The 26190-nt window shown below is 48.6% G+C and carries 22 protein-coding genes; 15 read left to right on the top strand and 7 right to left on the bottom strand.

Annotated elements, in window-relative coordinates; genetic code table 11:
- Nucleotides 1-19: 19 nt before the first annotated feature.
- From M1D71_RS26940 to M1D71_RS26910, 7 genes are all read left to right on the top strand, one after another.
- Nucleotides 20-1393 carry an aminotransferase gene (locus M1D71_RS26940; RefSeq protein WP_458124360.1) on the top strand — a complete coding sequence of 458 codons (1374 nt, stop codon included), beginning with the start codon at nucleotides 20-22 and terminating at the stop codon, nucleotides 1391-1393.
- Nucleotides 1394-1431: 38 nt separating this feature from the next.
- Nucleotides 1432-2721 carry a M20 family metallo-hydrolase gene (locus tag M1D71_RS26935; RefSeq protein WP_458124359.1) on the top strand — a complete coding sequence of 430 codons (1290 nt, stop codon included), beginning with the start codon at nucleotides 1432-1434 and terminating at the stop codon, nucleotides 2719-2721.
- A 4-nt stretch (nucleotides 2722-2725) separates the two neighbouring features.
- A complete protein-coding gene (locus M1D71_RS26930; RefSeq protein WP_458124358.1) occupies nucleotides 2726-3607 on the top strand; it encodes a nitrilase-related carbon-nitrogen hydrolase in 882 nt (293 codons plus the stop codon).
- A 49-nt stretch (nucleotides 3608-3656) separates the two neighbouring features.
- The gene (locus M1D71_RS26925) at nucleotides 3657-5024 is read left to right on the top strand and encodes an NAD(P)-dependent oxidoreductase (protein WP_458127363.1); all 1368 of its coding nucleotides are present in this window, start codon (nucleotides 3657-3659) and stop codon (nucleotides 5022-5024) included.
- Between the two features lie 102 nt (nucleotides 5025-5126).
- Nucleotides 5127-6422, top strand: coding sequence for an NAD-dependent dihydropyrimidine dehydrogenase subunit PreA (preA, locus tag M1D71_RS26920; RefSeq protein ID WP_458124357.1), 1296 nt, complete (start codon nucleotides 5127-5129; stop codon nucleotides 6420-6422).
- On the top strand, nucleotides 6419-7864 hold the full coding sequence (gene hydA / locus M1D71_RS26915; protein ID WP_458124356.1) for a dihydropyrimidinase: 1446 nt from the start codon (nucleotides 6419-6421) through the stop codon (nucleotides 7862-7864). Before preA ends, hydA begins: the two co-directional genes overlap by 4 nt.
- Nucleotides 7864-8091, top strand: a complete 228-nt coding sequence (locus tag M1D71_RS26910; protein WP_062836929.1) for a hypothetical protein — start codon at nucleotides 7864-7866, stop codon at nucleotides 8089-8091. Before hydA ends, M1D71_RS26910 begins: the two co-directional genes overlap by 1 nt.
- A gap of 16 nt (nucleotides 8092-8107) precedes the next feature.
- Here M1D71_RS26910 and M1D71_RS26905 read toward each other — a convergent pair whose 3' ends face one another.
- From M1D71_RS26905 to M1D71_RS26875, 7 genes are all read right to left on the bottom strand, one after another.
- Nucleotides 8108-9784 carry a PucR family transcriptional regulator gene (locus tag M1D71_RS26905; RefSeq protein ID WP_458124355.1) on the bottom strand — a complete coding sequence of 559 codons (1677 nt, stop codon included), beginning with the start codon at nucleotides 9782-9784 and terminating at the stop codon, nucleotides 8108-8110.
- A gap of 342 nt (nucleotides 9785-10126) precedes the next feature.
- Nucleotides 10127-13363, bottom strand: coding sequence for an efflux RND transporter permease subunit (locus M1D71_RS26900; protein WP_458124354.1), 3237 nt, complete (start codon nucleotides 13361-13363; stop codon nucleotides 10127-10129).
- A gap of 33 nt (nucleotides 13364-13396) precedes the next feature.
- Nucleotides 13397-14344, bottom strand: coding sequence for a TetR/AcrR family transcriptional regulator (locus tag M1D71_RS26895; RefSeq protein WP_458124353.1), 948 nt, complete (start codon nucleotides 14342-14344; stop codon nucleotides 13397-13399).
- A gap of 513 nt (nucleotides 14345-14857) precedes the next feature.
- Nucleotides 14858-15172, bottom strand: coding sequence for a DMT family transporter (locus M1D71_RS26890; RefSeq protein WP_062836933.1), 315 nt, complete (start codon nucleotides 15170-15172; stop codon nucleotides 14858-14860).
- Entirely contained in the window at nucleotides 15172-15513 is a 342-nt protein-coding gene (locus tag M1D71_RS26885; protein ID WP_458124352.1) for a DMT family transporter, read from the bottom strand. Before M1D71_RS26885 ends, M1D71_RS26890 begins: the two co-directional genes overlap by 1 nt.
- The gene (locus M1D71_RS26880) at nucleotides 15510-16133 is read right to left on the bottom strand and encodes a TetR/AcrR family transcriptional regulator (protein WP_458124351.1); all 624 of its coding nucleotides are present in this window, start codon (nucleotides 16131-16133) and stop codon (nucleotides 15510-15512) included. Before M1D71_RS26880 ends, M1D71_RS26885 begins: the two co-directional genes overlap by 4 nt.
- Nucleotides 16134-16256: 123 nt before the next feature.
- The gene (locus M1D71_RS26875; RefSeq protein WP_458124350.1) at nucleotides 16257-17732 is read right to left on the bottom strand and encodes a phospholipase D family protein; all 1476 of its coding nucleotides are present in this window, start codon (nucleotides 17730-17732) and stop codon (nucleotides 16257-16259) included.
- Between the two features lie 590 nt (nucleotides 17733-18322).
- Here M1D71_RS26875 and fni point away from each other — a divergent pair.
- From fni to prfA, 8 genes are all read left to right on the top strand, one after another.
- Nucleotides 18323-19390 carry a type 2 isopentenyl-diphosphate Delta-isomerase gene (gene fni / locus M1D71_RS26870; RefSeq protein ID WP_458124349.1) on the top strand — a complete coding sequence of 356 codons (1068 nt, stop codon included), beginning with the start codon at nucleotides 18323-18325 and terminating at the stop codon, nucleotides 19388-19390.
- A gap of 899 nt (nucleotides 19391-20289) precedes the next feature.
- Entirely contained in the window at nucleotides 20290-21633 is a 1344-nt protein-coding gene (locus tag M1D71_RS26865) for a transcriptional regulator (RefSeq protein ID WP_458124348.1), read from the top strand.
- A gap of 6 nt (nucleotides 21634-21639) precedes the next feature.
- Nucleotides 21640-21777 (top strand): hypothetical protein, encoded by a 138-nt coding sequence (locus M1D71_RS26860; protein WP_458124347.1) that lies wholly within the window; start codon nucleotides 21640-21642, stop codon nucleotides 21775-21777.
- A gap of 147 nt (nucleotides 21778-21924) precedes the next feature.
- Nucleotides 21925-22095: an aspartyl-phosphate phosphatase Spo0E family protein gene (locus M1D71_RS26855; protein ID WP_458124346.1), complete on the top strand. Its 171-nt coding sequence runs from the start codon at nucleotides 21925-21927 to the stop codon at nucleotides 22093-22095.
- A gap of 238 nt (nucleotides 22096-22333) precedes the next feature.
- Nucleotides 22334-22804, top strand: coding sequence for a GNAT family N-acetyltransferase (locus tag M1D71_RS26850; protein ID WP_458124345.1), 471 nt, complete (start codon nucleotides 22334-22336; stop codon nucleotides 22802-22804).
- Between the two features lie 192 nt (nucleotides 22805-22996).
- Nucleotides 22997-24097, top strand: coding sequence for a redox-regulated ATPase YchF (ychF, locus tag M1D71_RS26845; RefSeq protein ID WP_458124344.1), 1101 nt, complete (start codon nucleotides 22997-22999; stop codon nucleotides 24095-24097).
- A 334-nt stretch (nucleotides 24098-24431) separates the two neighbouring features.
- Complete coding sequence (locus M1D71_RS26840) at nucleotides 24432-24560, top strand: hypothetical protein (protein WP_458124343.1); 129 nt, start codon at nucleotides 24432-24434, stop codon at nucleotides 24558-24560.
- A gap of 552 nt (nucleotides 24561-25112) precedes the next feature.
- Nucleotides 25113-26180: a peptide chain release factor 1 gene (gene prfA / locus M1D71_RS26835; RefSeq protein WP_062836950.1), complete on the top strand. Its 1068-nt coding sequence runs from the start codon at nucleotides 25113-25115 to the stop codon at nucleotides 26178-26180.
- Nucleotides 26181-26190 lie beyond the last annotated feature (10 nt).

The following is a 26190-nucleotide window of genomic DNA, read 5'->3' as shown; positions in this document are numbered from 1 at the left end:
GTGCGGAGGAGGATGACGAATGAGTTCTGTGGATCAGCAGCCTCAGCCGCTTGGCGGTACGAAGGAAGAATGGCTGGAGAAAGATCGCAAATACGTATGGCATCACATCTCGCCTCATAACGATCATCCGATGATTGCAGTAAGCGGGGAGGGCAGCTGGATCGCCGATCAGGATGGTACGCGATATCTGGATGCGATGTCTGGACTGTGGTGTGTGAATGTGGGGCATGGCCGTGAGGAGATAGCGAGAAGTGCATACGAACAGATGAAAGCACTCGCTTATGTACCGATGACGCAGAGTCACGAACCGGCGATTTTGCTGGCGGAGAAGCTGAATGACTGGCTGGAGGGGGAGTATCGAATATTCTTCTCCAACTCAGGTTCAGATGCGAATGAGGTGGCTTTCAAAATAGCCCGCCAGTACCACCATCAGAATGGTGAGCCTACTCGTCACAAATTCATCTCCCGTCACCGTGCGTATCACGGCAACTCCATGGGAGCGCTGGGCGCCACCGGGCAAGCCGCCCGCAAGATCAAATACGAGCCGCTCGGCGTAGGTTTCTCTCATGTTCCACCACCATATTGTTACCGCTGTCCGTTTGGACGAAACAAGGATGGATGCGGACTCGAATGTGCAACCATCTATGAAGAGGTGATTCGTTGGGAAGGTCCTGAGACAGTTGCCGCAGTAATTATGGAACCAGTCATCACTGGGGGCGGCATGATTGTTCCACCACCGGATTATATGCGTACCGTGCAAGAGATCTGTCAGCGCTATGGCGTGCTGCTCATTGTAGATGAGGTAATCTGCGGTTTTGGCCGCTCGGGGCAGAAATTTGGTCATCAGAACTATGGCGTACAGCCAGATATTGTGACGATGGCGAAAGGCATGACCAGTGCGTATTCACCGCTATCGGCAACGGCCGTGCGAGCTAATCTGTATGACACGTTCCGGGAGCCCGGACCGGATGCACACTTTCGGCATGTGAATACCTTTGGCGGGAATCCCGTGTCCTGCCGGGTGGCACTGGCGAATCTGGAGATTCTTGAACGAGAGAATCTGGTCAGCCGGGCGGAAGAACTGGGATACCTGCTTCGTGAGAAGCTGGAGCCATTGTTGGAGCTGCCTGTCGTGGGGGATATCCGTTCATTCGGATTCGCCTGTGGCATTGAGTTGATTGAAGCAGACGGTTCTCCTGCGGAGGCGGATAAGGTAATGAAGGTACTCGCCAGTTGTAAAAGGGACGGCATCCTGATTGGCAAGAACGGCGATACCGTACCCGGGTTCGCGAACATATTGACGATCTCTCCGCCGTTTGTCACCACCGAGGAAGAGTTGGATCTGATCGCTGGAAGTTTGCTCGTTGCGCTACGCAGCCTGGACGCAGGTTAGTTGCCATAGATGGATAACACACAAGGAGGCGAGGGAGGATGCAGACCACGACAGGCAAACTCATTAATCAGCTTCGCTTAAATGAGCGAATTGAGCAGTTGTCACAGATTGGACGAATCGCAGAGACAGGTGTCTGCCGACTTGCCCTGACGCCAGAAGATATGGACGGCATCATTCAGGTTCGTCTCTGGATGGAAAAGGCCGGTCTGACGACACGACTTGATCCCTTCGGCAATCTGATTGGTCGTCTGGAAGGTGCGGATCAGGCGCTGCCAATCCTCATGATTGGTTCCCACATCGACTCCCAGCCCTACGGCGGTCGATATGATGGAGCGATCGGTGTGCTCGGTGCACTCGAAGCCGTGCAATGCCTGATCGAAAATGGCATTCAGCCCCGTATGCCGATTGAGGTGATTGCCTTTTGCGATGAAGAAGGTTCCCGTTTTAACAAAGGCCTGTTCGGCTCACGTGGCATTACCGGTCAGTTGGAAGAGGGCGAACTGGAACGGCAGGATAAAAACGGAGTGACCCGCCGGGAGGCGCTGGAAGCCTTTGGCTGTTCTCCTTCGGATTTTGAAGAAGCGGTCTACCCGCCAGGTTCCATTGGCAGTTATCTGGAGCTGCACATTGAGCAGGGACCGGTGCTGGAAGCGCTGAATGCTCCTGTAGGTCTGGTGACAGGCATCTCGGGCCCGCTGTGGCTTACAGTGACGATGAAAGGCATGGCGGGTCATGCTGGCTCCGTTCCGATGGGGATGCGGCATGATGCTTTGGTAGGCAGCGCCAAAGTCATTGCGGCTTTTGACGATATTGTGAGAGAAGACCCGGAAGCTCCAACCGTAGGTACAGTGGGAAGTCTGAGGGTATTTCCAGACTCACGGAATATCATTCCGGAGGAAGTCAGCTTCACGGTGGATTTGCGAGATATGGAGATGGAACGCAGGAACCGGCTTGAAGCCCGATTGATGAACATTTTGGAAGACATGAGTTTCCGATATGGTCTAACTTACTCGCTGACAGAGGATACGAACAGTGAGCCGCGGTATTGTGCAGAGCCGATCATGTCGGTGATTCGTTCATCCGCGGAAGAGATCGGGTTTCCTTTGCCCGAACTGATGAGTGGTCCGTTCCATGATGCGTTGGCCCTTTCGCTTGTGTGTGATTATGGCATGATTTTTGTCCGTAGCAAGGACGGCATCAGTCATCATCCCAGCGAATATTCTTCCCCGGAGGATATTGGACTCGGCACGGAAGTGTTGTATCGCACCATTCGGAGGATGTGCAGTGGAATGAACCAACCAATCATTTTACCTGAGGAGGCGTTGTGACGTTATGAGCAAAATCAACATCGGATTAATCCAGGCTTCTCATGAAATCGAAGGTTCGGCTCCCGTTGAGGTGCACAAAGAGGCTGCGGTTCAGAAGCACATTGCGCTGGTCCGTGAAGCTGCTGCAAGAGGGGCCAAGATCATCGGGTTGCAGGAAGTATTCTATGGCCCGTATTTTTGCACAGAGCAGAATCCCAAATGGTATGCATCCGCTGAACCAGTCCCGGAAGGGCCAACGACCAGACGTTTTCAGGAGCTGGCGAAGGAGCTTGCGGTGGTGATTGTTTTACCCGTGTACGAGGTGGAGGGCATTGCTTCGTATTACAATACGGCAGCCGTCATTGATGCGGATGGTTCATATCTGGGCAAATATCGCAAACATCATATCCCGCATGTGGAAGCGGGTGAGGGCACGAATGGGTTCTGGGAAAAGTATTATTTCAAACCAGGCAACCTCGGCTATCCGGTATTTGATACGGCCTACGCCAGAGTCGGCGTGTACATCTGTTATGATCGTCATTTTCCGGAAGGTGCACGATTGCTCGGGCTCGCGGGGGCAGAAATTGTGTTCAATCCGTCCGCAACAGTTGCGGGTACATCGGAATATCTGTGGAAACTGGAACAGCCTGCTCACGCGGTAGCTAACGGCTATTATGTTGCAGCCATCAACCGGGTCGGTGTGGAAGCGCCATGGAATATGGGTGAATTTTACGGACAGTCGTACTTGGTAGACCCGCGAGGCAGAATGGTAGCGATAGGCAGCCGGGATCAGGATGAGGTCGTTATTGGCGAGATGGATACGGAGATGATTCGTGAGGTGCGTAATGTGTGGCAATTCTACCGGGATCGCAGGCCGGAAACGTACGAACATCTGGTTCGTCTGTGAAGTAGCTGGAAGCTAGCCCGGATCAAACTTCAGGAGGTGCATGACATTGATGAACAGCTCAGGAACAACGTTATCCGATTATGGGTGGGAGAGTCGTTTTGCCGAGATGAAACCCGCCATAACAGGAAAGGAAGCCATGGAGGAGTCGAACCGCTGTCTGTACTGTTACGATGCACCTTGTATCAAGGCTTGTCCAACCGACATTAATATCCCTTCGTTTATTAGCAAAATATCGACAGGGCACCTGAAAGGATCGGCCCGCACCATCATGGATGCGAATCCGGTTGGAGCCAGCTGCGCACGTGTATGCCCCACAGAAGAGTTATGTGAAGGCGCATGTGTACTAAACGAATCGTCGAAGCCGATTCGAATAGGTGACTTACAGCGTTACGCCACTGATTGGGCTCGAGCGAAGAACGAGCCGTTATTCCAGGCAGCACCTGCCAATGGGAGAAACGTTGCTGTTGTGGGAGCGGGTCCTGCGGGACTGTCGGCTGCACGTGAACTGGGGCGCGCAGGTTATGAGGTGACGATCTACGAAGCAAAGCCCAAGGGCGGCGGGCTGAACACGTACGGCATCGTATCTTTCCGTCTGCCCGAATCGATTGCGCTGTGGGAAGTGGAGCAGGTAGAGGCACTAGGTGTGCAGATCCGATATGGGGTGCGCATCGGTGTGGATATTCCTGCTTCGGAGTTGCTGGAACAGCATGAAGCAGTCATTCTGGCATGTGGCATGGGTGCGGTACCTATGCTGGGCATTGAAGGTGAGACACTGGAAGGTGTCTATGATGCAATTGAACTGGTCGAGTCCACGAAGCAGGGGGTTCCGCCCGCGCTGAATGGTCTGAAGGTTGCCGTTATTGGCGCGGGCAATACGGCGGTAGATGCAGCAACCAGTTCGGTACGTCTTGGTGCCGAGCGGGTGCAGATGTTATATCGGCGCGGGGAAAGCCAGATGACGGCGTATGCGTTTGAATATATGTTTGCCAAGCAGGAAGGTGTGGAGTTCCGCTGGTTTACGATGCCGCAGCGTATCATTGGAGACGAGAACGGTCGGGTTCAAGCTGTGGAATGTGTGAAAATGGAGCTAGTTACCCAGCCTGGGGGTGGGCGTGCGTTGCCCGTGCCTGTGGAGGGATCGGAGTTCATGATCGAATGTGATACGGTCATCCGGGCGATTGGGCAGCATCGTCTATTACCATTAATTGAAGCGTTTGGGCTGCGTCACCACGGGGGTGTTGTCGAGATCGAGCCGCATTCGTACCGTACCTCACACCCTCAGATCTATGCAGCAGGCGATGTTATTTTTGGTCAGGGCCAGGGTGAAGCGATGGTTGTCTCGGCTGCACAGCAGGGTAAGCTGGCTGCCGCCGCAGTTATGAAGGCGTTGCCTGGGCAGGTGGAAGAGACGGCATGAGCAGGCCCTATACAATGCACGGGCAACAAACTGTACGTTTAAGTATCTTCCGCGCCGTAAGCGGCAGACTGCAAGTTCAAACAACACCAAGGAGGGATCGTTATGGCTGACTTATCCATTAATCTGGCAGGTATTCGATCACCCAATCCATTCTGGCTGGCTTCTGCACCACCGACCAATACAGGGTATCAGGTTCAGCGTGCATTCGAAGCGGGTTGGGGCGGTGCGGTGTGGAAGACGCTGGGTGAGCCGATTATCAATACATCCTCCCGTTTTGCGGCAGTGCATTTTGGCGGGCAGCGGGTAGCAGGGTTTAACAATATTGAATTGATATCCGATCGTCCGCTGGAAGTGAATCTGCGAGAGATTGCCGAGACCAAGAAGCGCTTCCCGGATCGTGCGGTTTTGGCATCACTGATGGTGGAACCTACGCGGGAGAAGTGGCATGAGATTGTGAAAAAGGTGGAGGCCGTCGGTGTGGACGGCTTGGAACTGAACTTTGGCTGTCCGCATGGCATGGCCGAACGGGGCATGGGAGCTGCCTCCGGTCAACAGCCTGACCTGGTGGAGCTGCAGACGATGTGGGTGAAGGAAGTGGCGACCACTCCAGTTATTGTGAAGCTCACGCCGAATATCACGGATATTACAGCGACCGCCCGGGCAGCTGTCCGCGGCGGCGCGGATGCGATCTCCCTCATTAATACGATTAACTCTCTTGCAGGTGTGGATCTGGATTCGTGGAATACCGTGCCGCATGTGGGCGGCAAAGGAGCACATGGTGGGTATTGTGGTCCAGCGGTGAAACCAATTGCCCTGAACATGGTTGCTGAGTGTGCGCGTAATCCTGAAGTAGGTGTACCGATCTCAGGGATTGGTGGCGTATCCGACTGGCGGGACACGGCAGAGTTTTTGCTCATGGGTGCTACAGGGGTTCAAGTATGTACCGCAGCGATGCATCACGGATTTCGCATTGTGGAGGACATGATTGATGGCCTGAATGATTATTTGGAGGAAAAGGGTTTGAGCAGTGTAGCAGAATTGGTAGGTCAGACGGTTCCGCGTTATTCGGATTGGGGCAATCTCGATCTGAACTACAAAGTGGTCGCCCGCATCAACCGCGATGTCTGCATCAATTGCAACAAATGCCATATTGCGTGTGAGGACACCTCGCATCAGTGTATTGATATGTTGACCGACCCATCCGGTTCCTATCTGGAAGTGGTGGAAGAGGATTGTGTTGGCTGTAATCTGTGTTCGATCGTCTGCCCAGTGGATGGGGCGATTGAGATGGTTGAGCTTGTGCCTGAGCAGGAACCTGTAACCTGGAATGAACGTCAGTCTGCGATTGCGATGTTGCAATCGGTTAGAGATCAATCAACCAAGGAGGCGATATCATGAGTACCCGCAAATTGATTCGTAATGGTGTGTTGGTCACAGCATCGGATACCTTTGAAGCAGATATGTTGATCGAAAAGGGTAAAATCACACAGATTGGCATCGGGCTTGTCCCGGACGAACAAACGGAAGTCGTGGACGCTTCCGGCTGTTACGTCATTCCTGGCGGGATCGATCCGCATACGCATCTGGATATGCCATTCGGTGGAACGGTAACCGCAGATGATTTTGCGACAGGAACGGCAGCAGCAGCCTTTGGCGGTACAACGACGATCATTGATTTCTGCCTGACACAAAAAGGCCGTCCATTAATCGAATCTCTCCGAGAGTGGCATGCCAAAGCCGAGGGGAAAGCCGCCATCGATTACGGGTTCCATCTCATGATTGGCGAGATGAATGATCAGGTGCTGGAAGAGCTGCCGCAGATTATTGAAGAAGAGGGTGTGTCATCCTTCAAGGTGTTCATGGCTTACAAAAACCAGTTCCAGGCGGATGACGGGATTCTCTTCCAGACGTTGCAGAAGGCAAAAGAGTATGGCGCACTCGTCATGGTGCATGCCGAGAATGGGGATGTCATTGATCTGCTGGTGCGACAGGCGCTCGCCGAAGGGCGCACAGAGCCAATTCACCATGCGCTGACTCGTCCATCCATGCTGGAGGGAGAAGCGACAGGACGTGCGGCTCGTCTGGCTGCACTTGCGGATTCGCAGTTGTATGTGGTGCACGTGACCTGTGCGGAAGCGGTGGAGCAGATCGCACGCATGCGTGAGATGGGCTATCGGATCTGGGGGGAAACCTGTCCGCAGTATTTGACACTGGATCAGTCGATTATGGATCAGCCGGACTTCGAGGGTGCGAAGTATGTCTGGTCACCACCGCTCCGGGAAGCTGCTCATCAGGAAGTACTCTGGAACGCACTGAAAAGCGGTCAGTTGCAGACGATTGGCTCTGATCATTGTTCGTTTAATTTCAAAGGGCAGAAGGACCTGGGCAAGGATGATTTCAGCAAAATTCCGAACGGGGGGCCTGTCATTGAAGATCGCCTCAGCATTCTGTATTCGGAAGGTGTAGTCAAAGGAAGGATTACGCTGAATCAGTGGGTCGATCTATGTTCGACAAGAGCGAGCAAGTTATTTGGGTTATTTCCGCAGAAAGGCACTCTGGCCGTAGGGACAGATGCGGATATCGTTATTTTTGACCCATCCATCTCCAGAGTGATCTCGGCAGATACGCATCATATGAACGTGGATTATAGTGCATTTGAAGGCATGCAGGTACAGGGTTGTCCGGTGACGGTGTTGTGCCGCGGGGAATATGTCATTCGAGATCGGCAATTTGCCGGATTGGCAGGGGCGGGGCGGTATGTGAAGCGTGATAAATATGATGCAGGTACACCTATCCCGATGAAACAGCCCGTGACGGCATTGAATGGAGGGAGAAGCTAATGTCGGATCATGATGTGTTTGAAGCGGAGAGGATCGCCATAGAGCGAATGGTTGCACAGGGTTATCGGATCTATGCGGTACGGGAACATCTGGAGGGTGCTCACGTTATATGGGGGCACCCGGATCTTCCCGAAGAGAAACAAGAGCAATACGTGGGCACGGCGTCTGGACGGAAGTGGTTCAGTCACATCCTGATTCGCCAGCTTCAGGAGCAGCGGGGAGCTTAGACCATGCTGGAGTTCTTCATGCGATTGGCCCATGAACGTACTCATAGGCGTAGATGGCAAGTTCGATCGCAACCCTTTTCTCGGGGAGGATATAGTCTTCTCCCAAAAGGGCTTCGATTTTGTCCAAACGGTGATACAGCGTCTGTCTAACGATATATAGCGCGGTGGCCGTCTCTTGCTTGGAGCAGCACAGGACCAAATATTGCTTGAGCGTACGTAGCAGCTGACCTCCTTTCTCTGCATCGTAACGGATGAGCGGCCCCAGATATTCTTCGATGAAGTCATCCAGATTACCGCTCTGCTTCAAGCTGGCAATGATACGGTAACAATGAAGGTTACTGTAAAAGGGCTGCTGCATCACGCCGATGTCCTTCTGAATCCGCAGTGTCTCCTTCGCGGACTCCAGGCTATCCTTGAGACGGGAGAGATCCGCGCAGCTATGACCGATACCGAACAGGCCTGAGAAGAGGCGGTGGGTCTGTTCCTGCTCGTGCTGCTGCAGCTGTTCGATGCAGCGCCATAGACTGCTTTTGCGCTGAGATCCGGGTAGTGGGTCGAGAATGATAAGAATGATCTGATGGTTCAGAACCGTGCTGTAGAGGGTGAAGTTCTCCCGTGCAAATACCGACCGGGCGACGATGTTGCGTTGTATCAATAACTTCTGAAGTCTGAGGCTGTCTGTGTAGGCGGGGTTGCTATCGAATAAGATAATGGTGGCTTTGCCTGTTGCGAGAAGGGGATTAACGGTGGATACATATTCATGGATTTCCTTCGTGGAGTGATGTCCGTTAAGCCAGTCAATGACCCACATATCTTCTTTGTAGCGACGTTTTTCTTCCATGTACTTGGTTCGCATCCAGTCCTGGGCAATCGCAGCTGCGCAACGTTCCAGTGCCTGAATGACGAATTCATCCGAGGGTTTGATCGGTATGCTTGAATCGTGATCCGGCAGTTTGTGACGCATGAGCACAAGATCGGCAAAGGTGTAATCCAACGCCTGAACAGGCATGCTGAACGCATGCAATGTGTTATCTGTGTATGCTTTTAACGCTGTAGTATCCTCTCGCTCCGAATGACCTCGCTGCAAAAACCAATCCTGCCGACGAGTCTCCAGCTGCTCTGGAGGGCAATAGGGAACTGCACTTGCTTCCCCTTCAAGTGGATATAATGCCACGGCATATCCGGTTGTACGTGACAATAATCGAAGTAGGGGTTGTACCCCGTCTCCATTCAGAAGAAGTTGGTTAAACGAGGTGGTGAGACTGTCGAGTTCGGCAATCATCCGCTGATGACTGCGAATCAGGGTAAAATGCAGATCTTGCGTAATATCAATATAACGGACTTGTTCGTGAAACCAGATCAGCGGGAAATCTGCTGCGACTGCAATTTCTTTCATAGCCCCGAGCTGCGACTTGGTGTGATCCCCCAGTTCCATACAGAGTCCGGCAGCCCCACGTGCAATTAACTGACGTAGAAAAGACAGGCCATGCTGCTCACCATCCTGCCAGCCAATGCCTGTCGTCAGTACCAATTCCCCGCCATTGAGCAAGTCCCCGACCTCGGGAACTTCCATGATATGAACCCAGCGAACATATCGCTCCAGTGCGCGTTCACTGGCCAGGACTTCTGCCTTGCGAAATACGGGACGTTTTAGCATGTCTCTGATCTGAATATGAAGCATTGTCTCCCCCACACAACCACCGTCCTTCCCCAATAACATGTGATCTATCTGGAGTAATGGAATCCGTCAGCTTACATAATTAATTCATATTATAAGTCTATTTACAGCAGATGGGCTGAAACCTCACGTTCATTTGTTCCAAATGACAAACGAGTCTGCACTTTTTGTGATTTTGATTAAAATGAAGCATTGCTATGTCAGTCTATGTCTCGTGTGAATTTACATAAAAAAAGCCCCTTAGCATCATATCGGAATTTAATCATTCCAATTATGTGCTAAGGGGCGAGAGGTTGGAGAGTATCGTCTGTATTTAAGTTGTACTCGAACCGTTACATGAGAAAGACTCTCTACTTCTTAATCTTCGATTCTTTTCTTTTTAAATTTCATCAGGAACTCATACACAATCGGTACGATAACCAGTGTGAGCAGCGTGGAGCTGATCAGACCGCCGATTACGGTAATTCCGAGACCTTTCGAGATGATACCCGCACTTTCTTCGAGACCCGTTACCAGTGGCAACAGGGCACCGATCGTTGCGAGAGCTGTCATCAGAATTGGACGCAGACGAGTTGCACCGGCTTCCAGCAAGGCTTCACGGGTAGGCATACCCTCTTTTTCCTTGTGAATAACACGGTCGATCAACACGATGGCGTTGGTGACGACGATTCCGATAAGCATCAGTCCACCCATCATGGCGGAGACATCCAGCGTACCACCAGCGATGAACAAGCCGACCATAATACCAATAACCGTAAATGGCAGGGAGAACAGGATTGCGAATGGTGCCAATCCGCCGCCGAATGTAACAACGAGCACGAAGTATACAATGGCGATGGCTGCCAGCATGGCGAGACCCAGTTGAGTAAAGGTATCATTAATCTGTTCGGTTGTACCGCCGAACTTCACTTCAACGCCATCAGGCATATCCAGCTTGTCGATCTCAGCCTGTAAGTTGCTCGAAGCTTTCTGTACATCGGAAGCCAGGATGTTGGCTGTCACTTGTACAACAACCTTACCATCAATTTGCATGATGGAGTTCGGGGACGTACCTTCTTCCACTTTGGCAACATCTTTGATTGGCACTTCGATGCCAAGCGGTGAAGTGACGGTCTCATCCTCAATCTCATCAATACTGCTGAATGTTTTGTTGTCCGTCTCTACATATACTTTATACGTTTTGTTATCGATATCGACTTCTGTGAGCACAGGACGTTCCCGTGCCGGGCTCAGTGTCATAGCCAATTGGCCTGCAGTCAGACCCAGGGAACTTAGTTTCTCTTGATCTGCCACGAGCGTATACTGCCCGTAGGTGTCAGCGAGTGTAGTATCTGCTTTTTCAAAATTATCCGTATCCGCTTCAACCAGTTTCAGAATTTCATCCGATACAGGTTTGAGTTGCTCTACATTATCGCCATAGATGGAGAGGCTCAGGCCGCTGCCACCCAGACCGCCGGACATGTCGAGCTCATTCCAGGTTCCTACGGTAACTTCCTTCTTCAGACCTTCGACAAGCTGTTCTTTCACTTGAGCAAAGTCTTTTGTATCTTCGTTATATTCGATATAGAAGAGTGCTGAGTTTCCGCCACCGCCACCCATGCTGCTCAGTGGGTTCGTGCCGCCGATGGAATATTGCATTTTCTCCAGACCTGGTTGTTCCAGCAACCACTTCTCGGCAACGAGTGCTTCTTTCTCCACATCTTCACGCAAAGCTCCGGTTTGTGGGCTGTACGTAATAGTCACGTATTTATCCTGTTGTTCCGGCAAGAAGCTTGCACCGATAAACGGGTACAGGAACAAACTGCCGACCAGTAGAATCACTGCGATACTAACCGTGATGAGTTTGTGTGATAATGTCCAGTTCAGCAGGCGTTTGTAACCTTCTGCCATCTTGCCTGGTTTTTCTTCGTGATTCTGCTTGTTCTTCAACCCTTTACGGAACAGGGTATGTGCGAGCATCGGTACGATCGTAATGGCAACGATCAGGGATGCCAGCAAGGCGAATACCATGGTCAGTGCAAATGGCAGGAACAGTTCGCCCACCATACCGCTTACCAATGCCAGTGGCAGGAATACCGCAATCGTTACGATCGTGGAAGAAAGGATAGGAACAAACATCTCGCGCGTTGCTTCGCGAACCAGTTCACGGCCTTTCAGTTTCTCGCCTTTGAGTGTTAATCTGCGGTAGATGTTCTCGATAACAACGATGGAGTCATCGACAACCCGTCCAATGGCAACCGTCATGGCACCCAGCGTCATCATGTTCAAAGTAATATCCATCATATTGAGCGCAGTCAATGCCATGAGCAAGGAGAGCGGGATCGAGATAATGGAGATAATGGTTGAACGAATATTACGCAGGAACAGCAGGATGATCAGGATGGCAAACAAGGCGCCAAATACGGCTTTGCCCAGCATCGTGTTCACCGAGTCCTGAATCGGTTTACCTTGGTCAAGCAGTACAGTCAAATCAGCATTTTTGAACTGCGTCTGCAATTCTTCCGCTTTGTCTTTGACTGCGTTAACGACATCAACCGTGTTGGCATCGTTGGATTTTACAACGGAAATACCGATCGATTCCTTGCCGTCTGTCCGGGAAATGGATTCCGCTTGACCGATGACTTCGATCTTGGCAATTTCACTTAGTTTTACAGTTGGAATGCCAGGTGCGTTGGCAGCGCCCGATGGGCTGCCTGCACTGGCATTGCCGCCAGCAGCCTGCCCTGCAGCCTGGTCCGTTCCTTGTGCAGAGCCAGGAGCGGTACCTTGACCAGCTTCACCAGTTGGTGCTCCAGAGCCTTGAGGGGCTGCATTTGCACCATTGCCTGTGGAAGCTCCGGCACCGCCGGGTACGACTGGAATGGCAAGGTTTTTCAGATCATCGATGTCGATGATGTTTCCATCTACGACAACGGCCTTCTGGGATTTATCCAGTTCGAACAGTCCAAGGGGTACACGAATGGATGAACCTTGAACGATGCCGTTTACCGTATCTTCAGTTAGGCCCAGCTCGGCCATTTTGGCTTGATCAAACTTCAATTGAACTTCTTTCACATATTGACCGGACACCTGAACCTGAGCTACACCGTCAATATCTTCGAGTGCAGGCTGAATATCCGATTCAACCAGTCGTGTCAATTGTTCAAGGTCACCACCGTCCTTGTCGGACAGGCTTAGGGATACAACCGGGAAAGAGTTAATGCTGAACTTGGAAATGGTCGGCTTCTGCACACTGTCAGGCAGTTGTACTTCATTCAGTGCCTCACGAACGGTTGCCGTCGCGTTGGTCAGATCTGTACCATAATCAAATTCGAGTGTAATAGATGCTGCATTCTCCATGGAAGTGGAGGTAACCGTCTTCACGCCATCCACATTGCGTAGTTTTACTTCCAGTGGCTTCGTAACATCCTCAACAATTCCCTCCGGTGCAGCCCCCGGATCAATGGCAGTGACATTCAGAAACGGTACGTTGATGTTCGGGATCGTCTCTTGTTTCATCGTCAATCCGCTGTACAAACCTGCGAAAGAGATGATAATCGTCAGAATCCAAATCGCAAACTTGTTGTTCAGTGAAAAATTAATAATACCTTTCATACGATGGTTTCTTCTCCTCTCTGTTTCTCCTGTTTATGTGTGTGACGAGTCAGCTTGGATAAACCGGCTATACATGGCATCCAGAATATGCTGAAGCTCGGAGTGCAAGGGTTGAATGGCAGTTACGTTCTCCAGATTGTGCATCATGCCCAGAATAATGGCACGCCGCGGCGTGAATTCCATCATCTCCTGCCTGAGAATGGCAATGGTTTCAAGTGCATCATTCTTCGGTTGTCCAGCAGGCAATTCGGAGGCAGCGATATCCTGCATTTGCTTGATAATATGAATAGGATGCCGCATCACCGTGGAATCCGGATGGGGTTCGGTAATCCAGGCAGGCCAGTCCTCCAAAGGAATCAAAGGCAAAGGTCGCTGCTTAAGGAATCCGTGAGCTGCATAGTCCATCATTTGCAGTAAATTTGTTGCCATTTTGGAAACAGTAAGGGACGGCATCTCCGTAAACCAGATCTTGACGTAGGAGAGGAACAGCCCCTGTGTTAGCAAAATAAGGTCAATCGTATAAGGTTCAATCTCCGATCCGTACTGCTCCTCCAGCTTATCCTTAAACCAATGTAAGGTACGGACCTCCAGATCTCTTTGCAGCGGATGGCATTGTTCCTTGCGTTGCTGTTCATCATCCATCATCATGCTGCGCATCTGTACTCGCAAAAACTCCTTGAGTTCGGCAACATGGATCAACAGTGTCTCGATCTGCTTTTGCAGACGTTCACGCGAGGTAAGGCTAGTTTCATGCTCAATCTGTGTCATCTCGTCCATTAGCGTGTACATGCAGTACTCCAGAGTACTGGCTTCTAATTCCTCTTTGGATTTGAACATGATGTAGAGGCTGCCCTTGGACATCCCGCATAATTCTGCAATCTCTTGCATGGATGTTGCAGCACTGCCCTTGGATGAGAATAGCTTGAGTGCTGTAGTAATGATGAGTTTTTTCTTCTCATTCATCTCATGTATAGGGTTCATTAACGATACATTCACCTCATTCGGAACTTGTGAGTTCTCTGATTGACTTTAAGGTCAAACTAAGTATAAACGATCTGGTTGAAAGAATTCAAATGGGAGTAAACTGGAAAATGAGAGTGGGTTAAGAAGTGATATCGGTATAGTGATATGAGGGTGAATCTAGGAAGTAGGCATAACAAGTAAGAAGTTGCAGTCTGTATGTACAATCGTAGTCCCAAGAACGATGAGATAGAAGATGGTCAAGAAGATCAGAAGGGTATCCCTGTATAAGAACCCATGCGTACCAATAGCCTTCTCTTTTTCATGATGACGACATCCTTTCTTACGTAGCAATGTATAAAGAGGTTCCCTATTTATATCATTTCCCAAAAAAAGACGACTTCCTGATCGAAGTCGTCTTTTTTATATTACAGAATTTAATAGATATCATAATGGAAGCTAAGAATTACACGATAACAACGATCGGAAAGTGGTACTGCAATCGGAGATATAGAGTGTAATTTAGTTGTTCCGTTATGTGATCAGTTTGAGACCAACGGCTGCCACCAAAATCATCGCGATAAACAAGATACGCTTCGCTTCTTTTCGCTCACCGAACAGGAACATACCTGTTAACGTACTGCCGACCGTCCCGATCCCGGTCCACACGGCATATGCTGTGCCCATGGGAATCGATGTCATGGCATAGGATAACAGCGAGAAGCTGAACACGAACGATACCAGCATCAGAACGATATAAGGCCATCCTTTGCGAGTAGAAGCACCATTAATACCGATCACGCCGAAAATTTCACATATACCTGCACCTACAATTGCCATCCAAGCCATTATACAGCACCTCCCTTGGCTTCTTGCTGATCCGTAACCAGCTTCAGTCCGATGACGCCGCAGAGCAGCAGTCCAATGAGCAATACTTTGGCCAAGCGGAACGGCTCGCCGAATAGTACCATTTCCGCAAGGACAGTACCCGCTGTACCAATTCCCGTAAAGACGGCATACACCGTACCCACAGGCAGTCTTTTGGAAGCAGCAATGATCAGTCCAAAGCTGATCACGATGGCAATCCCCGTCAAAGTCCATTCCCAGGCATTCGAAGCATGTTTCAGCCCGCTTACCCAGACAATCTCAATAATTCCCCCAATAAATACATATAACCAGTTGCGGTTCATGATGCTGAATCTCCTTCCGGCACAATGCTTTGTGCCTCTTCGTTCAGATAATGAATGCCATGCCAGAAGACAGGCCAGGATGCTTCCAACCGTCTCTTGTAGCGACGGGAACTTCCATAGATAATCTCAACGGTAATACCGTCGAGAAACGTCATGAATGCAATGGCGGCCTGTTCCGCGGGAAGCGGCGGCAGATCTCCATTACGCATCGCCCTTTGCAGCAGGCGGGTCAGCGCGCGTTCCATTCCGTCCAGAAACGGATATACCAGATCCATCACTTCGCTATACAGGGAAAGTGGTGGGTAAAAACAATTGCGCAGCATCAAGCGGGCAGAGGCATGGGCATTGTATTCTTGTTCGAACCAGGCCAGCAAGCCCTTAAGTCTATCCTCCAGTGGCAGATCCGCATGATCACGGAAATACTCCAGGGTGTGCCGCTGCACCTCTTGAAATGCAAAGGCCAGCGTGTGTAAAAATAAGTCATCCTTGCAGCTAAAATGTGCATATATGGACGGTTTTTTAATCCCGACTTCATCTGCAATAGCTCTTAGAGAAGCCCCCTCATAGCCGTCTCTGGCAAAATGGAACAGGGCTGCATCCCGAATGGATTGTGCAGTCATTCAATCACCTTCCTAACGGTCGTTAGGTAATTATATTTTCACACTTCACATCGCCTGTCAAGATGAAAATATCCGCCTGCACTTTGAGCACAGGCGGATAGGACATATATGAATCTACGGTAATTAGAAGGTCGTAAAACCCAGAATCAGTTGCAGCTTATATACAATCCCTTTCAAAAACGTTGTCTTTTCCTGAAACTCATCCAGGTTTAGTGTAAACTCGGCATCATCATTATTCCAAATACGCTCAAAATAATTCGCGATATCAAGCGTAAACTTATTGTCTGGTGGAGCGGCAACCCATAGATCGTTCTCCAGATTGTAGTCATTCATGTTTCTTGGAGTGAAGTTGGTTGAGCCCCCAAGGACAATATGGTCTCCAGTTGCTTTGGCAAGATAGATCATTTTGGTATGATATTGCTCCTTGGTGGTGTTGTACCAGCGGATCTGTATTTTGCCGTCGGATTTATCATGTAATTCGGCGGCGACAGGACGGTTCGGGATGCCGATCTTTTCCTGACCAAAGGCGTTTTCATTTGGATCAAGCACAAGACGGATCTCGGTTCCGCGCTTTGCCGCTTCGAGCAGGGCTTCCAATACTTTTGGAGAAGCGATATAGAACATGCCCATCCATAAAATATCCCCTTCATTCGCTTGATTGATCTCGTGGAGCACAGTGTCATTCACCTTGCCTTCGGTCAAATAACGAATCCGCAAGTCACCTGTATTTGAATCCGTGGAAGGAGCTGTATAGACGGGCACCTGGCCTCCGCCCGAGATATCCAGTACAGCTTGCTCGGACTGAAGAATATCTCCAATAATCGGACCCGTTACTTCAAATGCGATGTTCGAGTGATAGGCACTCGCATCATGGATATTGCCTGAAGAGACAATCGCCGTCTTTTCACTAACAACAACTTTGCGATGGTTTGCCTTAACGTTAAGCAGTTTCAGATAGGAACGCAAGGTTACATCCGGGCCATCCGTGGCCATCAGGTTCTTGATCCAGCCATCCCCGGATTGGCCAAACCATTGGAAGAAGGTCCGCCAGACCGCAGAGTATACCGGAGTTGAATCACGCAAAGGGTCCACATCGGTGATGACCACGTGAATGCCTGCTTGTATCATTTGTTCCAGCAACGGATTGGGTGCTGAGTTATAGTTGGTATTTACTTCATCTGTAATGAACCAGATATCCATGTCCGGGTGCTGATTTTTTTTGGCGACCAGAGCGTCGGTGAATTCTGTACTTACGGGTGGGAAGTTCTGTCCTTTGTGTTGATAGTTGTTGAACAAGAACATATCCACCAGGACATACTGCTCTGCTTCTTCTACAATCTGAAGCATGCGCTGGAAGATCTGTTGTTCATGCTGCATTTGTCCGTCAGATGAAGGGTATGTGAGGTCATGCAGGAACTCGACTTGATCCACACGGTACTCTGGACTTTCATAGGAAATGCCCGGTGGTAATGGTTTGTAGGTCTGATAGAGCATGATTGCGATGAGCCATAGTGCCAATAGGGCGAGCCCTGTTCGTATATATGGAAATTTGCCGCGTGAAGACTTGCGGTCTGATGTATTGCGGCGTAATGAGGCCAACGCTAGACTCCCCCCTTCTGTGCTTGCTGACTTCTATTACCACACGGGTGACAACGTTGACGCAGGAGATGCTTTAGAGCAAGCCAGGGCTTCGATAGCTCAGGAACACTTCATGACATAGCTGATTTCACAGCGATTTATCAGTTTTTCCATCTGTTCCCGATCTATCCGCATCTGCCCGAAGTTCTAGCGATGTGTCTGGAAGGGAAACATCATCACGTTGGTTGCTGTTGTTCAATTCAATGTGCCTGATACCTGTACGATGATGGGTCATGTGAAGCGGATTACTGCACCATAATGGTGGCGCATCAAGGCTCGATCTACGGCATCTCTTCCAATCGATGATGGAACCCCGATTGTGACGTTGTCCGGACAGCTTGTTGGTGAGAAGTTGGCATCGGATATCTTAGGATAAGTTTGTTGTGGGCATCCTTTCAATAGCTGGATTGGAACGTTATACTGGATAAAGTTAAGCTGTAATGCTATAGGATTAATGTTTTTGTCTTTTGCAAAAGACTTATATACATAGAAGTAAGGAACGGGCAGGTTATCCTGTCGATCCGCACGATTCTCACATAGGAGGTCTCATCATGAATGAACAAGAGCGAGCCGGCGAACGGCTGCTTCCCGAAGTGGCTACGGGAGAACGGAAGCTGGAACACGTGCGCCTCTGTCTTGAGGAGAATGTGGCAGGAGAAGGGGTAACCAGCGGCATGGAACGGTATGCGTTTCGTCATCACCCACTGCCGGAGCTGGATTTTGAAGAGGTGCATCTGGAGACTTCGTTTATTGGAAAAAAGGTGCGCACACCCTTGCTCATCAGTTCGATGACGGGTGGAAGCAAAACAACAGGCGCCATCAATGAGCGCCTCGCCCGAGTAGCGAACGCCAGAGGCTGGGCGCTCGGCGTAGGTTCGATCCGGGCTGCCGTGGAACAGCCGGAACTGGCGAGTACCTTCGATGTGCGTCGCTGGGCACCGGACATCCCGGTCATTGCCAACCTGGGCGCGGTGCAGCTGAACTATGGCTTCACCACGGCTGACTTCCAGCGTGCCGTAGATATTGCGGGTGCGGACATGCTCGTGCTTCATCTGAACACGTTGCAGGAAGTCTTTCAGCCCGAAGGTAATACCAACTTCAGCGGATTATTTCAACGGATTGAGCACTTGTGTCGCGAGCTAGACGTGCCTGTTGGCGTAAAAGAAGTAGGTTTTGGCATCGATGGTGTGACGGCGAAAGCCTTGTATGAAGTGGGTGTGGCGTTTATCGATGTCGCCGGTGCAGGTGGTACAAGCTGGGTGCAGGTAGAGAAGTACCGTAACAATAACCCGGTTCGCCGGGCGGCAGCTGAAGCTTTTGCCGACTGGGGCACTCCCACAGCGGAGTGTATTCAGGAAGTAAGAGCGCTGAACCAAGCGGGCGCCTTGATTGGTAGTGGTGGATTGTACACAGGCGTGGATGCGGCCAAAGCCCTCGCGCTCGGTGCGGATCTGGCTGGTTTTGGCCGATCTCTGCTCGAATCCGCAGTCGCTTCGGATGATGCGCTGAATGAGCGGTTGGAACAGGTTGAATTTGAGCTGCGTACCGTGATGTTTGGCATTGGTGCAGGGCGGATCGAGGATTTGAAACAGACGACACGTTTGGTGGCGCGGCGTTAAGGTTGGTGGAGTAATAATGCCAGCACTTATGTCAAGTATGATGAGGTAAGCTCTATGCGATGTGATGGTGTTGTCGAGCATATCTATAAATGCTATAGCTACAGAGTGTTTGGTAATGACACGCAATGGGACGTTACCAAGAATGATATTTGGATCAGCACAGTGGAACCCTTATCACTCCAAAAAAACAAGTTAATTACCTTACAGCAATATAATGAGTAAATATAAACAAGTGTTACTTATGCTATTGAGTGTGATTCCCTTTACTATCATTAATTTTAGTTCATATTTAAAAGGCCATCCCCCCAATTTATATCGAGCCATAGCTTCTTTGTTATTTCTTCTTGTATGGTTTGTTCTGGGTATGAGGAGTAAGGGAAAAGAGTTTGTGCTGCGATCTACTTTATTTTGGTTAACGGGGGTATTTTTGCTCCTTGCGGGTTATTACCTGGACGTAGCAATACTATTTATTCCTGCGTCCATCGTTTGGGCGGGGCCTGCTTATGGAATAAGATACGTTCTGGACCTTCCGTCTAATGTGGTATTTGCTTTAATAAGCATAGTTTGTGTTTATGCTAGCGGATTAGTGGGTTTTGCATTGGGAAGGTTCTTTAAGAAAAGTTTTTAATTTCGTAGGCTGAGGAATACAACATAAATGATAAAATTTTGAATCAAACTGATGGTGATTTTCCACAAAGACCTGCTCAACAAAATTGGGCAGGTTTTTTTGCATTATAAATATCAAGGTAGATCAAACTTCAGTTCCTAAAAGATAAAAGATATCTAACCCATTAAACATATAGTTAAATATTTACAAGTAAAATATTGCTAATTAACTGAGGTATATAGTATGATTTTATTGACCATTGCTTAATTTTGCTTGGAAAGGTGGTGTATCTTTGAACTCAGTAGCCACAATACGTGATCATTTAGCAGACTACTTAAAAACGAGCCATATGACACTCAATCAATTCTCTGAGATATCGGGAATTAACTCAGGGACGTTGAGTGGTACGCTGAACGGGCTGCGTCCCATAGGCATGCAGCAATTGGATCGACTTACTGCCGGGATGGGTCTAACAGAGGGTTACTTCTATGAATTATACATACATGAGTGTTTTGTACATACAAGCCCGGATTGGCGAAGACTTGGGCCTTTTTTATACCGTTGTGCCGAACTCGGTAAGGTCGATTATATGGAAGAAGCCGTTAATCTGATTATGGATAATCTTTCCTATGCACCGCTTTTGTTCGAGTTGGCTGAACAGTTATATCGTGAAGGGAAGTTGGAAGCGGCCAAGCCTTTGTACATTTGTGTAGCCGAGGGTGAGAAAATGCAACATTCTGAACGGTTGGCTCTAAGTCAGTATCGTTTGTTCACAATCGGGCTTTCCAAGGATCAGTTGAGCAATCTTACACTTGCTACGCAGTTTGAGTTTTTTGTAGATCGGCTTGATGAGCACTACCAGCTGGATGGATTGAACGATTTGATTAATGTGTATGCTTCGTTACGCCGATGGGATAAGGTGAAGAATCTTGCTGACAAGTTAAAGGTAAAAGCAATGATCCATTATGAGTCGTATAAAACAGTGAGAGCAGCGGAGGGTAAACCTAAAAAGCAGTATGTTTTTTACGTTTTGTACGCATATTTGGCGCTTGGAGAGGCTTGTTTCTATTATGAAGAATATGAAAAAGCGCTTCAATATGTCTCTTTGTACACCGATTATAGTTGGGTAAATGATCCGAGCGAAGAGGAAACCGTTGTTATTCGTCAGTTCGAGGAATGGGCAGAAGGCAACCGGTATCTATATGAACTAATGTCAGGTCAAACAGAGGTTATCCAAAGTTATATGAACTACATCTCAGAGAGAGAAAATGAGATCTTTCCTGCTTTATGTGCAATTGTGAATGCGGCAAATCGGTCTGATATCAACATTGATTCAGTTCTTGAAACATATGACGCGTATTTCATGTACCAAGAACAGAGCAGCCGTATTGGAAAAATCAGCGAGCAATATACGAATGATCAATATGGTACTTTGCTTGTGGGCCTAGGTACATACTATTTAAAACATCAAGATTATAACAGAGGATTTGAGTTGATTCTTAACGGTTTGGATTTTGTAATTAAAATCAAGAATAAAGATAGTATTCTAGAGTGTATAAAAATATTTGAAGAATTTCGGTATTTTGCAGTTGAAGAAGCTAAACTACGATACAAAAAATTGCTTCGGGAGGTTTGATGACGAATGAAGATGAAATTGGCAGTATTGATAGTTACATGCAGTATCGCAGTAGGCGTAGTTGTTCCTACTACTCAACCCATACCCGTTGAAAAAGACCGTCCAGTAATCATGACAACTAATGGTCATGGCATGGGAAGTTAACCAGCATTTCTGAATTTAATATAAGCTGCTCCCTCAAGTAGAATGGTGAATTGTCTACTTTGAAGGGAGCTTTTTCGTGTTGGAGTTCGCCTGATTTCCTACTAATTAGCAGAATGGACTAGAATGTTACAACAGGGAGGGGTGAATATGGATTGTGGCGAGCTCAAGTTGCAGATCGAAGCAGCGAGACAAAAGCTCTATCAACTCAAGATGAACTATAGAGATCTGCTTCATCCTCATGTTATACAGCAATCTATGGTCCTGGATGATCTAATTAATCAATACAATCAGCTTAAAATAAAAAAGCCGATGGAATAATTCAATCGACTTTGGGCGAGAAACTTTGGCGGGTCGCTCGCCCCTATATTTTAACATAGTTCACGTAGCGAAATATCGTTATTACATACATTGCTCTTTCACGGTGACATTCTCAAATTTAAATCGTCAGAATAACTTCAAGCACTAAGCTGGATAACGAGATACAATACGATATAGTAATGCATAAAAGAGTGCACAGAGATCATACATAGAACACTCAAATGAGGAGGGAAATAAGTTGGAACTTTCTCCAATGAATCAGGAAGATTATGCGAGTTTTCGCATTCGATCGATTAAGGATTTTGCACAGGAAAAAGTAGAAGCGGGTACCTGGGCTGAGGAAGAGGCGCAGCAACTAGCGGAGGAATCTTATGAACGTTATCTGCCTGAAGGCTTGAATACACCCGGAGCGTATCTCTACAATCTGGTGCATCCTGTGGACGGCAATGTGGGGTATATCTGGTTTAATACCACAGATCATCGTCGCGGGAAAGATGCCTTTTTGCTCGATATTGTAGTTGAAGAAGCGCATCGTGGTAAGGGATACGGAACAGAGACAATGCAGGCGCTTGAACAGACAGCCTTGAGTCTTGGCGTGGATCGCATTGGTTTGCATGTGTTTGGACATAATGTGCGGGCGAGCAGCCTGTATCGAAAGATGGGATATGAGGTAACGGATCTGACCATGTACAAGGAAATCAAAGGGTAAACCTGAAAACGGATAATCTAAGCCAGACGTAAGATTTACGCAAAACGAATCATTCGCAATAACCGAGGATTTCGGGAAGCGGATGGTGCTCTGGTCGAATTGGCGAAGTTCCTTGATGCCTTGGGGTTTGTCATATATAATGTATAGGATTATCCATACCGAACAAGTAATCAATGAGGAGTTGTCATATACATGGCTTTGAAAGCAGGAATTGTAGGGCTTCCGAACGTCGGAAAATCTACGTTGTTTAACGCAATTACACAAGCAGGTGCCGAATCGGCAAACTATCCGTTCTGTACGATTGACCCTAACGTGGGGATCGTTGAAGTACCCGATGAGCGTTTGGACAAACTGACTGAACTCGTTGTGCCTAAGAAAACAGTACCAACGGCGTTTGAGTTTGTAGATATCGCAGGTCTTGTTCGCGGTGCGAGCAAAGGTGAAGGTCTTGGTAACAAGTTCCTTGCCCACATTCGTGAAGTAGATGCAATTGTACACGTGGTACGTTGCTTTGTAGATGAGAACATTACACACGTCGATGGCAAAATTGACCCGGTAAGCGACATCCAGACTATCAATCTGGAGCTGATCCTGGCCGATATCGAAAGTGTTGAGAAAAAAATCGATCGCTCTAAGAAAAACATGAAGGGCGGCAACAAGGCAGCCTCTCAAGAAGTAGAAGTGCTGGAGAAAGTGAAGGCGGTTCTGTACGAAGACAAGCCAGCACGCAGCATGGAACTTACCGATGATGAGCGTCTGATCGTACGCGATCTGCACTTGCTTACTCTGAAACCTGTTCTGTACGCAGCCAATGTAGCTGAGGACGAAATTGGTGATGTGGCGAACAATGCTTACGTGCAAAAAGTAAGAGAATTCGCAGCTGCTGAGAACGCAGAAGTGGTGCCAATCAGTGCGAAGGTTGAAGAAGAGATCTCCGAGCTGGAAGGCGAAGATAAACAAATGTTCCTGGAAGAACTCGGTATCGAGGATTCCGGTCTGAACCTGTTGATCAAAGCGGCTTACAAATTGCTCGGTCTGTACACTTACTTCACAGCAGGCGTACAGGAAGTTCGTGCTTGGACAATCCGTAAAGGAACAAAAGCGCCTGGCGCAGCGGGTGTTATTCACACCGACTTCGAGCGCGGATTCATCCGGGCAGAGGTTGTTTCCTACGATGATCTGGTATCAGCGGGTTCCATGAACGGTGCTAAAGAGCGCGGACAACTTCGTCTTGAAGGTAAAGAGTACGTTGTAAATGACGGCGACGTTATGCACTTCCGTTTCAATGTATAAGTTGTTATAAACTTATATACTGTCATCATGTATCCAATGGAAGAGTCCTTCCCTCGCTAGAGTGGCCGATTCATTTCCAATGGTTTAAGTTGCAGAATCAATAGCGATGACCCTGCAACTTTCTCGTGAAGTTCGTGGGGTCTTTGACTTAGCGTTTTGCACAAGGGGATGCAACGGAAAAGCAGGCTTCCATAAGAAACGGATTCTTTGTTTTTATAATCAAAATCAACTCCTGAAATAGAGTTGTGAATAGGCATATTATGGTATAATAGAGAAGACAAAGTAACCGGTGGATTATCGACACGGCGATGCTTACCCGAGAGGGGGTGACGCCGTGTCATTTCTTGCAGTAGTGCAGCATTTCCTGGAAATTAGCGACAAGCTAGTTAGTATTGCAGTGGGGTTAATAGCCTTGTGCAGTGCGTGGAAAGCAGCGCGGAACAAGAAAAACCACCGGGATTAGGTTGGTCGCCTTGCAATCCGGTGGTTTTTCATTCGTTTGATTGAAATTCGCCGTGGTCGCCCACCGGCCTTTGTTAGAGAAGTCACGATGTTAGCGCATCGTGGCTTTTGTTTATTTTACACTTGCTATACTTGTATTATACCACAGTAGGAACATTTCGGAACAACATCGAACAACAATTTCATTCGTATGTTGCAGCATGAAAATTAGTTCATCCGCTTGCGGAACAGTTACTATTCAGAACCATAAGAATATGCTATAATTAAGAGTCGTATACCACGTTAGATTTCGCGCTTGAACAGATGAGCTGAAGCGGACTTCACACAGGGTACACGATTTCTTGATCTCACTTTAAAAGTAAAGGATTTGATGACGTTGTAGCGATGTTATACGTCGATCATACGTGAATGTGAATACATGCTGCGGTCAGGGGATTCGATGAGAATCCTGTGCGTTGTGGAATATAGATTATAGATATCATTAATGATGGATTTGAAATAAATACAGAAAACGATATGTGCATAGATAAAATAAAGCGTGAGGTGACTATATATGTTGGATAAATTACAGGCGTTAGCCGACCGTTATGACAAGTTGAGCGAGTTGTTGTGTGACCCGGATGTGGCAAGTGACAACAAAAAGCTGCGGGAATATTCCAAAGAACAATCGGATCTGCAACCGACTTATGAAGCGTACAATGAGTACAAACAGGTAAGTGAGGATCTTGAAGCAGCGAAGGAAATGCAGGGCGAAAAACTGGATGATGAGATGCGCGAGATGGTCAAAATGGAAATTGACGAACTGAGCACTCGCCAGAAGGAATTGGACGAATTGATTCGTGTACTCATGCTGCCAAAAGATCCGAATGACGACAAGAACGTTATTGTTGAGATTCGCGGAGCAGCTGGTGGTGATGAAGCCGCGTTGTTTGCAGCAGATCTGTACCGGATGTACACACGTTATGCGGATGCACAAGGCTGGCGTGTAGAGCTGATGGACGTTAACACAAATGATCTCGGTGGATTCAAAGAGGTTGTTTTCCTGATCAACGGCCGTGGCGCTTACAGCAAAATGAAATACGAAAGCGGCGCACACCGTGTGCAGCGTATTCCAACAACCGAATCCGGCGGACGTATTCATACGTCAACTTCAACGGTTGCGGTGATGCCTGAAGCTGAAGATTTTGATATCGAAATTCATGATAAAGACATTCGTGTCGATACGTTCTGTTCCAGTGGTGCCGGCGGACAATCGGTTAATACCACGAAATCCGCAGTACGGGTAACGCACGTTCCAACGGGAATCGTGGCTACGTGCCAGGATGGAAAATCCCAGAACTCTAATAAGGAAAAGGCGTTGCAAGTTCTTCGTACACGGATCTTCGATATGAAACGTATGGAAGAGGAAGCGAAGATCTCTGTTGAGCGGAAGAGCAAAGTGGGAACGGGCGACCGCAGTGAGCGTATTCGTACGTACAACTTCCCGCAAAGCCGTGTGACGGATCACCGTATCGGTCTGACGATGCACAAGCTGGATCAGATCATGAACGGAGAGATTGAAGATATCTTGTCTGCACTGACGATTGCTCAGCAGACCGAGTTGATGGATAGAGGAGAATAATCTGTGAGCC

The organism is Paenibacillus sp. Z3-2 (genome assembly GCF_054161325.1).
This window is presented reverse-complemented; position numbering and strand designations above follow the sequence as displayed.

Bases quoted from the DNA above. Each gene is read 5' to 3' on its own strand.
- M1D71_RS26940 (WP_458124360.1), top strand. From the start codon at position 20: ATGAGTTCTGTGGATCAGCAGCCTCAGCCGCTTGGCGGTACGAAGGAA.
- M1D71_RS26935 (WP_458124359.1), top strand. From the start codon at position 1,432: ATGCAGACCACGACAGGCAAACTCATTAATCAGCTTCGCTTAAATGAG.
- M1D71_RS26930 (WP_458124358.1), top strand. From the start codon at position 2,726: ATGAGCAAAATCAACATCGGATTAATCCAGGCTTCTCATGAAATCGAA.
- M1D71_RS26925 (WP_458127363.1), top strand. From the start codon at position 3,657: ATGAACAGCTCAGGAACAACGTTATCCGATTATGGGTGGGAGAGTCGT.
- preA (WP_458124357.1), top strand. From the start codon at position 5,127: ATGGCTGACTTATCCATTAATCTGGCAGGTATTCGATCACCCAATCCA.
- hydA (WP_458124356.1), top strand. From the start codon at position 6,419: ATGAGTACCCGCAAATTGATTCGTAATGGTGTGTTGGTCACAGCATCG.
- M1D71_RS26910 (WP_062836929.1), top strand. From the start codon at position 7,864: ATGTCGGATCATGATGTGTTTGAAGCGGAGAGGATCGCCATAGAGCGA.
- M1D71_RS26900 (WP_458124354.1), bottom strand. From the start codon at position 13,363: ATGAAAGGTATTATTAATTTTTCACTGAACAACAAGTTTGCGATTTGG.
- M1D71_RS26895 (WP_458124353.1), bottom strand. From the start codon at position 14,344: ATGAACCCTATACATGAGATGAATGAGAAGAAAAAACTCATCATTACT.
- M1D71_RS26890 (WP_062836933.1), bottom strand. From the start codon at position 15,172: ATGGCTTGGATGGCAATTGTAGGTGCAGGTATATGTGAAATTTTCGGC.
- M1D71_RS26885 (WP_458124352.1), bottom strand. From the start codon at position 15,513: ATGAACCGCAACTGGTTATATGTATTTATTGGGGGAATTATTGAGATT.
- M1D71_RS26880 (WP_458124351.1), bottom strand. From the start codon at position 16,133: ATGACTGCACAATCCATTCGGGATGCAGCCCTGTTCCATTTTGCCAGA.
- fni (WP_458124349.1), top strand. From the start codon at position 18,323: ATGAATGAACAAGAGCGAGCCGGCGAACGGCTGCTTCCCGAAGTGGCT.
- M1D71_RS26860 (WP_458124347.1), top strand. From the start codon at position 21,640: ATGAAGATGAAATTGGCAGTATTGATAGTTACATGCAGTATCGCAGTA.
- M1D71_RS26855 (WP_458124346.1), top strand. From the start codon at position 21,925: ATGGATTGTGGCGAGCTCAAGTTGCAGATCGAAGCAGCGAGACAAAAG.
- ychF (WP_458124344.1), top strand. From the start codon at position 22,997: ATGGCTTTGAAAGCAGGAATTGTAGGGCTTCCGAACGTCGGAAAATCT.
- prfA (WP_062836950.1), top strand. From the start codon at position 25,113: ATGTTGGATAAATTACAGGCGTTAGCCGACCGTTATGACAAGTTGAGC.